The sequence below is a fragment of the Enterobacter sp. genome, from assembly GCF_977039595.1.
The window spans coordinates 1-8,141 of record NZ_CDRQYH010000140.1; the positions used below are offsets into that span (position 1 = coordinate 1).

General features: G+C 43.5%; 7 protein-coding genes. 5 read left to right on the forward strand and 2 right to left on the reverse strand.

Going from position 1 to position 8,141, the window contains the following annotated elements:
• Positions 1 to 245: 245 nt before the first annotated feature.
• Entirely contained in the window at positions 246 to 986 is a 741-nt protein-coding gene (gene cysQ / locus ACWYRJ_RS20805) for a 3'(2'),5'-bisphosphate nucleotidase CysQ (RefSeq protein ID WP_111965373.1), read from the forward strand.
• Here cysQ and ACWYRJ_RS20810 read toward each other — a convergent pair.
• Positions 980 to 1,537 carry a YtfJ family protein gene (locus ACWYRJ_RS20810; protein WP_023310161.1) on the reverse strand — a complete coding sequence of 186 codons (558 nt, stop codon included), beginning with the start codon at positions 1,535 to 1,537 and terminating at the stop codon, positions 980 to 982. The genes cysQ and ACWYRJ_RS20810 overlap by 7 nt on opposite strands.
• Positions 1,538 to 1,860: 323 nt before the next feature.
• Between ACWYRJ_RS20810 and ACWYRJ_RS20815 the strand changes: the two genes are divergently transcribed.
• Positions 1,861 to 2,067, forward strand: coding sequence for a DUF1107 domain-containing protein (locus ACWYRJ_RS20815; protein WP_008501430.1), 207 nt, complete (start codon positions 1,861 to 1,863; stop codon positions 2,065 to 2,067).
• Between the two features lie 71 nt (positions 2,068 to 2,138).
• Here ACWYRJ_RS20815 and ACWYRJ_RS20820 read toward each other — a convergent pair whose 3' ends face one another.
• Positions 2,139 to 3,476: a hemolysin family protein gene (locus tag ACWYRJ_RS20820; protein WP_023310162.1), complete on the reverse strand. Its 1,338-nt coding sequence runs from the start codon at positions 3,474 to 3,476 to the stop codon at positions 2,139 to 2,141.
• A gap of 219 nt (positions 3,477 to 3,695) precedes the next feature.
• Here ACWYRJ_RS20820 and ACWYRJ_RS20825 point away from each other — a divergent pair, with 219 nt between their 5' ends.
• From ACWYRJ_RS20825 to ACWYRJ_RS20835, 3 genes are all read left to right on the forward strand, one after another.
• Positions 3,696 to 4,895, forward strand: a complete 1,200-nt coding sequence (locus ACWYRJ_RS20825; protein ID WP_455508545.1) for a phage integrase SAM-like domain-containing protein — start codon at positions 3,696 to 3,698, stop codon at positions 4,893 to 4,895.
• A gap of 506 nt (positions 4,896 to 5,401) precedes the next feature.
• Positions 5,402 to 6,055: a hypothetical protein gene (locus tag ACWYRJ_RS20830; RefSeq protein ID WP_455508546.1), complete on the forward strand. Its 654-nt coding sequence runs from the start codon at positions 5,402 to 5,404 to the stop codon at positions 6,053 to 6,055.
• A gap of 1,266 nt (positions 6,056 to 7,321) precedes the next feature.
• Complete coding sequence (locus ACWYRJ_RS20835; protein WP_455508547.1) at positions 7,322 to 8,095, forward strand: hypothetical protein; 774 nt, start codon at positions 7,322 to 7,324, stop codon at positions 8,093 to 8,095.
• Positions 8,096 to 8,141: the final 46 nt, after the last annotated feature.

The window sequence follows — 8,141 nt, forward strand, 5'->3', positions numbered from 1 at the left end:
AACAAAATGACGAAAGCAGGTATGCCTGAAAGCGTGCGTATTGCCTGAAAACACAACCCGCTACGGGGGAGACTTACCCGAAATCTGATTTATTCAACAAAGCCGCTTGTTGCTTACAGAAATGTGAATCCTGACAGAAAAAAGTAACCTGAAACCGGAATTGCTTCACAGATAGCGGAATTGTTCACATTACGATATAACTAAAACAAAGAGTTAACCTCACTGCGTTAACAAAGAGGTGGAAAATGCTAGAAAAAATTTGTCAGCTCGCACGGGATGCGGGAGATGCCATCATGCAGGTGTATGACGGTATTAAACCTATGGAGGTTGTCAGCAAAGCCGACGATTCTCCGGTCACGGCGGCGGATATTGCCGCGCATAAGGTGATCCTCAAAGGGTTACAGGCCTTAACGCCGGACATCCCCGTCCTGTCAGAAGAAGCGCCGCAAAGCTGGGACGAGCGCCAGCACTGGCAGCGCTACTGGCTGGTCGATCCGCTGGACGGGACGAAAGAGTTCATCAAGCGCAACGGTGAATTCACCGTCAATATCGCCCTGATTGAGAAAGGGAAAGCGGTGCTGGGTGTGGTTTACGCGCCGGTAATGAAGGTGATGTACAGCGCCGCAGAAGGGAAGGCGTGGAAGGAAGAGTGCGGCGTGCGCAAGCAGATCCAGGTGCGCGATGCGCGTCCGCCGCTGGTGGTAATTAGCCGCTCGCACAGCGACAGCGAACTGCAGGAGTACCTGCAGCAGCTGGGTGAACACCAGACCACCTCGATCGGCTCGTCGCTGAAATTCTGCCTGGTGGCGGAAGGCCATGCGCAGCTGTACCCTCGCTTTGGGCCAACCAATATCTGGGATACCGCCGCCGGGCATGCTGTTGCTGCGGCCGCCGGGGCGCATGTTCATGACTGGCAGGGCAAACCGCTGGACTACACCCCGCGCGAATCCTTCCTTAACCCCGGCTTCCGCGTCTCTATTTATTGAGCCAGCAGCTTATGCAGCAGGTCAACAACCTGCTGCACCTCTTCCTGGGTCAGCGCCCCGTCTTTCGCCCACTGCACGCGACCTTCCTTATCCAACACAATAATCGCTGAGCTTTCTTCCTCCAGCTGCCAGGCCTTACGGGTGACGCCGTTGCTGTCGACGATAAACTGCGACCACGGGTAGAGCTTTTTATTGCTCTCAAGGCTTGAGCGCACAAACATCCCGGAGCCCGGAATGGCGTCATCGGTATTAACAATAGTGGTCGTCTGGTAGCGGTCGTGCGGGAATTTCGCGGCCTTGATCGCTTCCACCAGGTTGGCATTTTTCTCTTTTGCGGATGTACGACCGGCAATATGTTGTACAACTCTCACTTTGCCCGCGAGCTGCGCGCTATTCCAGGGTTTGTAGCTAAACTTATCATTGTCGAGAATCAATTCTCCCCGGTCAGCAATGCCGACTGGCGGTACACGTTGTCCTTTTTCAATGTTGTGAGCGGAAGCCCACAGAGGCAGCAGCAGGCAGGCTGCTGCAAGGATATTACGTAGGGTCATGGCGTTTCCTTATTGTTTGCAGGTGATCCGACCACTTGGTCTTACGCTTTAATCATAAGTGCGATCAATGTGTTTTTCCCGCAATCCCGATGCCAGTTTGCGGGTGAACGCACATATCCATGAAAAAACGACGGCTTATACTGCGCCCGGTCACGCTTTGCAAAGATTATTCTGAATAATTGTAATCAAACGGTAAATAAACTTATGCACACTGGGTAACACCGTAGTTCTGGTCTATAGTCATTGGGCATTAAAATTTGCGCTCAGGACAGTCGGGCCGATTGTGGCACCGCAAGAGCGTATGATTCGCAGGAGATACAAGAATGAAAATTTTCCAACGCTACAACCCGCTTCAGGTGGCGAAGTACGTGAAGATCCTGTTCCGTGGACGGTTGTATATCAAGGATGTTGGCGCTTTTGAGTTTGATAAGGGCAAGATCCTTGTCCCAAAAGTGAAGGACAAACAGCACCTGTCTGTGATGTCCGAAGTCAACCGTCAGGTTATGCGTCTGCAAACTGAGATGGCTTAACCAACGTGCTATGCAGTAGTTAAAAAAACGGCTCCCAATGGGAGCCGTTGATGTTTGTGGAGGCTGGAACCTTACGCCGATACCTTCTCTTCCGCATCCGGCAGCTTCGGAACCAGTACGGTCGGTTTGTTGTCGATGCGCGTCACCAGCAGCTGGTCGATGCGGTAGTTATCAATATCCACAACCTCAAACTTGTAGCCGGAGAACTTCACCGAGTCGGTACGTTTCGGGATTTTACGCAGCATAAACATCATAAAGCCGCCGATGGTCTCGTAGTTACCGGACTGCGGGAACTCGTCTATATCCAGCACGCGCATCACGTCTTCAATCGGCGTGCCGCCATCAATCAGCCATGAATTATCGTCACGCTGAACAATCTGCTCTTCCAGCCCCTGGCCAACCAGGTCGCCCATCAGCGTGGTCATCACGTCGTTCAGGGTGATAATACCCACCACCAGGGCGTATTCGTTCATGATAACCGCGAAGTCTTCCCCGGCGGTTTTGAAACTTTCCAGCGCTTCTGAGAGCGTCAGAGTGTCCGGCACAATCAGGGTGTTGCGGATCTGCACGCCGCTGTTGAGCGCCAGGCTCTGGTTTGCCAGTACGCGGTTCAGCAGGTCTTTGGAGTCGACGTAACCGATGATGTGGTCGATATCTTCATTACAGACAAGGAACTTAGAGTGTGGATGCTGCGCCACTTTGTTCTTCAGGCTCTGCTCATCTTCATGTAAATCGAACCAGATAATGCTTTCACGGCCCGTCATGGAAGACGGTACGGTACGGGATTCCAGTTCGAACACGTTCTCAATCAGCTCGTGTTCCTGCTTGCGCAGCACCCCGGCCAGCGCGCCGGCTTCCACTACCGCATAGATGTCGTCAGACGTGATGTCGTCTTTACGCACCATAGGCAGCTTAAAGATGCGGAAAATCACGTTCGCCAGGCCGTTGAAGAACCACACCAGCGGACGAAACACGTACAGACAGAAGCGCATCGGGTTGATGATACGCAAAGCCACAGCTTCTGGCGCAATCATACCGATGCGTTTCGGGGTCAGGTCTGCAAAGAGTATGAACAGGCCGGTTACCAGCGAGAAGGAGAGGATAAAGCTGAGCTGTTCGGCCAGTTCAACGGACATGTACTTAACAAACAGGCTATAAAAGGCCGGAGAAAACGCCGCATCACCCACGATACCGCCGAGTATAGCGACCGCGTTGAGGCCAATCTGCACTACGGTGAAGAACATGCCAGGGTTTTCCTGCATTTTCAGGATGCGGGTGGCATTGATGTTGCCTTCATCGGCAAGCAGCTTCAGTTTGATTTTACGGGACGCGGCCAGCGAGATCTCAGATATCGAGAAAAATGCGCTGACGGCAATCAGACAAAGTATTACTAAAATACTGTTTAACATAGTTTATCCGGCTTCTCGCCAGATCCTCAGAAGGGGAGTTGATACCATTTGTGTGAAAACACATTGAACGTCAGCTCGTAGCGTTGAGCCGATTATTTCAGCGGGTAGTATAGCGTAAAGAGATGTAAATCTGCCAGAGGTCACAATTTGACGCTTAAGTACCGATAAGTGTTGTGTTTGGGAATTGATGGGAACCATTCTCATTTGAAGAGGGTTTTCATGCAATCTTTACCGGATCTTTATCCAATCTTTATACAGCAAAATGTGCGTTTTTTAGACAGGACAGCTTCCTCTGAACGCTCTTTTATGTGGCAGCGTCGATTAGCTGGGAAACTTCTCCGGGTTAGTCTACGAACGCAGGACAAAACTGTTGCTCAGTACCGTGCCATAAAGCTCACAGAAGCCTTTATAAGGCTCTCTCAGTTAATGGGGGATACAAACCCACGATTGATTCGTGAAACACTTCTTAAGGCCAGAGATAAGCAAATTGAGGATGAATTTTTATCCGCCGTCACAGCATTCCGTGTTCCGCCTTATCCAGTTATGCAAGAAAATAATTCAGCACCGCTACTATCTTCAGTATTTAAAGAGTGGCTTGAGGAGATGAATTCTGATTGGGCGAAGAGTACCAAAGTACTTAATGAGAGAACAGTAAATGGTTTTCTGGATTGGTGTGGGGATATTCCTGTGGCTTCAGTTACGAAAAAGACTGTGAGCACTTATAAAAAGTTTCTTGATGAGTCGGGTAAGTCACCTCGATCCAGACAAGATGCCATCATTAAGGTTTCTGCGATGTTTAATTTCGCTATGAAGCAACGTGATTACATCGCGAAGAATCCTTTTTTGGGGATGAACTATAAGAATGTTGAAAATGTGAGTATTAAAACGGGTGTTTCATTAATTGAGCATCAAAAAATAATTGTTTCTCAGCATGTTTCTGATTCTCGTTCTCTATGGTGGTTGCTTAATCTGCTTTATTATACAGGAGTTCGTATAGGTGAGGCCATTCAGATCACTGCTAGCGATTATATTGAGAAAGAAGATCAAGGAAAATTGATTAAATGTATCAGCATTAATAATGCTGGAACTAAAACCGTTAAAAACAGCGAATCAATTCGTGATATCCCTTTAAGTGATAATCTTTTAAATGCAGGTATTTGGGAAGAGAAACCAACATATCATTGGGTTAATAACTCATCTGCAAGCAATGCTATAAGCAAAGCTTTCAAAAGAGTAGGGATGAATCATACAGCACATGATTACAGATATGGCTTGTCTGATCGGTTGCGAGACCTTCAAGAAGTACCTGATCATATAAGATTCTCAATACTTGGACATGCTCATAGAACAATGACAGATAGAACATATCGAAGTAAACAACCACTTTTGCAAATGAAACATGTCATTGATCGCATCTAACCAATATAATTTATTTCCTGTTTTTTATGGTGAGTAAAAAAATGGGACAAATGGACATCATATGATATAATTTAAAATCACTTATTGAATGCTTAATCACGCCGCTTTGCTTCATATAAAGCGGTGATGATGTTTTTATAGCGATTAATTTATATGTGCAATAATACATCACTGCATGGAGTGATTGTTACTTCAGTACTAGTGCCGAAAGATAACAAGTTTAGATGTAATAACTTGATATTCTTGGTTGTATTATACACAAGTGGTTTATAAAGAAAGTAATATTTCACTTCAGCATTAATTCTTTAGTTAAATATATTGATATTGTAAATGTGAAAGTAAAAGTAAAAGTAAAAGTAAAAGTAAAAGTAATGGATTGTTGATAAAATGAATGAGGCTGAAAATATGAGTGATGTAATGACCAATTAAAAACAAAAATCTCATTGCAATTAAAAAACACAACACCTGATACTAATATTTAAAACGACGAAAGGCTAGGCATTACAGTGTCTGATCTTTCTAAATGGAGCATAAAAACAAGGAGGTATGATTATTTATACCTCCTTAATCAGAATAAAAAAATAAGAAATGAAAGGAAGTATAAAATGGCACCACGCATAAAAACACACGACAACAGAAATGTAATGAATTATCTGAAAGGTAAGTCATATAATAGACGTACTCCACAGAAAATTAAGGAGATTATTGAATCCGTAACTGATAAGGATCAAATTCACAATACTAAAGGTGGAAATTCATTATATCTATTTGAAGCATTAAAGAGAGTTCCAGATCTAACAAATAAAGAAGTAGGTAAATGCATTGATAAGTTCAGGTTAGAAATACTACTGAATCAGTTAAGAGGTAAATTAGAACATAATGAAATTCAATATATTCAATCAAATAGATATGATCCTGATGGTTTTGTGAATATAGAATTTCTAAAGCATTACAGTAGTGATTTTAAAGAGTTTGAACTATTAGGTTCTACAAGTATAAAAAACTACGGAAAAGCAGCAAGAAAGGCTTCAAAGCTATTAGAAATGAAAATTAATGTTCCAGTACTGGATGATAGTATAAAACAGTACCTTGATGATTTAATAAAGAATGGTATTGATAAGAAACTAATAATTGATTATCTAAAGAAAAAAAAGACCTAAAAGTATCTTGAGGTGGTGGCCTATCAGTGAATGAAGCCCCTTTTATAATGCCGCATGGATAGGATAGGCCACCTTATAAATATAAACCATCAAGATGTTTTTTAAGAAAGAACTTACATAAATGAGCAGCGGCACGAATTTAAAGTTTGAAGGCCTTCGCTCGTACCTCGCAAAGTCCTTAAAAATTCACATTGGTTAGAAACTTGCGTTTTTTTCGTGATTTCCTTCGGAAACCCCTCAAAAGAACACCCGTTTGTTTCTCCCTTTGGTCGGTAAGAAATACTGTCCTACGGAATTCATACTACCTGGGGAGAAAGCAACTCTCGAAGTTAGAAAGTCAAGGGATTGGAAGGCTAAAGCCATTACTTCAGCTAAGGATTCTGTATTGAACCAACAGAGCTTCGCTCATTTGTTTGTCTTTATACTGATTGCGAAGCCAATTACAAAATGAATAGGTCGCCCTGCCGCATTGACGGACATCATTCAAGGACAAAAGCGAGCTATCTGCTTGAAGCCATGAGCGAAGCAAACCGATTCGGGCAGTTAGTGAGAGTGTTCATGCAGTGAGTACTTGATAAGTATCCCGTTGTTATATACACGATTATTGTTCTGTCAGTACGTACATAACTGTCTGTTATTTCATTACTTATTCTACTAATAATTCCTTTGAGTACTTAGTAGGGTATCTGCTGTTTTAGTTATTGGAAAAGCCCTGTCAGTACAGCTCAGAGCGAAGCGACCCCGATCCGATTAATTCCCCTCCATGATGGTGTTTCCGACAAATCGCACAGGAAGCCCCTGAACGCGTTTTCATTACTTGCATACATATGACGTACAAAACTCCATAAAACGGCGTAGCGATGCTTTAAGAGCGTCTGAGATAGTGCTCAGCAAGTACTCTCCGTCTTGAAATCAGATACATAGCCTTTTTCATGTTCTACGAATCCCCTTGATCGTTTTTACCTATTGAGTTGAATAGAATTAATAGCTATTGATAGATTTTAACGATTAATATATTGAATGTTGATCGTTTGTATCGATCATTATTGGATGTACGAGTTAATCTGAGTACCTGAACACGGATAACCTTAAGTACGTACTTTTGGCCTAAAAAAAGCTAGCGGGAGTGGTAAAACTGTGAGAGTTGTACAACTGATAATTGGGGGATTTCTTTTTGAGAGAGATACCTAAAGGTAAACGAATTATTGCCGATTATATAAATGGAATGAACCATCTGACTTGGAAAATTTTTAAAGGACAATTACAGTGAATAAGTTTTTAAAAATAGGAATCTATGGAATTTGGGGAGTATTTTTATTCCTTGCGTCAATGGAGAAATTTGGTGATCTTTTCGCAGTCGGTACTGGCTTCTCGTCGGTCGTAATGCTTACAGCCGCTGGATTGTGCCAATTGGTGGCATGTGTTATCGCTATAGGTTGGGCTGTTTTGGGGGCTGGTACGCTCAAAGCGAAGTACCTACCCTATAAATTCGTTAATAATTATACGGTTCCAGTGCTAATCATTGGACTTGCTATCGTGGCTAGTACTGCCCGAGATTCAAGCGATGAGGTCAGAGCACAGAAACTTGGTTTCAAAGACGGCAAAGAGTTTGCTACTGCTCGTGAAAATAATATTACGAATGTTGCTGACTACAACAAATTTGTTGCCGAACAACGAGTAAAAGCCGCAGAAAAGGCTGCTCAGGATGCCGCACTTGCCGCCGAAAAAGAACGGAAAGCGAAAGAGGATGAAGCCCAATGTAACAAAGATGCATATTGCTACTATACACATCATGAAAATTCTGAGTATCTCTGTTCTACGAAAATACCAAAATTGGCAAAGTATAAATTTGAGTGGACGGATGGCTTAACCGAACCGAAGTTTGATCGGACGGGATGGCAAGATGAAGCAAGGCATATTGTTAGAATTTCTGGTGATAAAGCAACAGCACAGAATGGATTTGGAGCAACAAAAAATATAGAATATTACTGCATTTTTAATGCAGATACTGGCGATGTTTTAGATTATGGATTTTATTAAAGCATAAGCTCATGGGGTTTAAAATGAAAAAATCACTGGTTTCAGG

Excerpts from the sequence above, each read along its gene's own strand:
- cysQ (WP_111965373.1), top strand. The coding sequence starts at position 246 with ATGCTAGAAAAAATTTGTCAGCTCGCACGGGATGCGGGAGATGCCATC.
- ACWYRJ_RS20810 (WP_023310161.1), bottom strand. The coding sequence starts at position 1,537 with ATGACCCTACGTAATATCCTTGCAGCAGCCTGCCTGCTGCTGCCTCTG.
- ACWYRJ_RS20815 (WP_008501430.1), top strand. The coding sequence starts at position 1,861 with ATGAAAATTTTCCAACGCTACAACCCGCTTCAGGTGGCGAAGTACGTG.
- ACWYRJ_RS20820 (WP_023310162.1), bottom strand. The coding sequence starts at position 3,476 with ATGTTAAACAGTATTTTAGTAATACTTTGTCTGATTGCCGTCAGCGCA.
- ACWYRJ_RS20825 (WP_455508545.1), top strand. The coding sequence starts at position 3,696 with ATGCAATCTTTACCGGATCTTTATCCAATCTTTATACAGCAAAATGTG.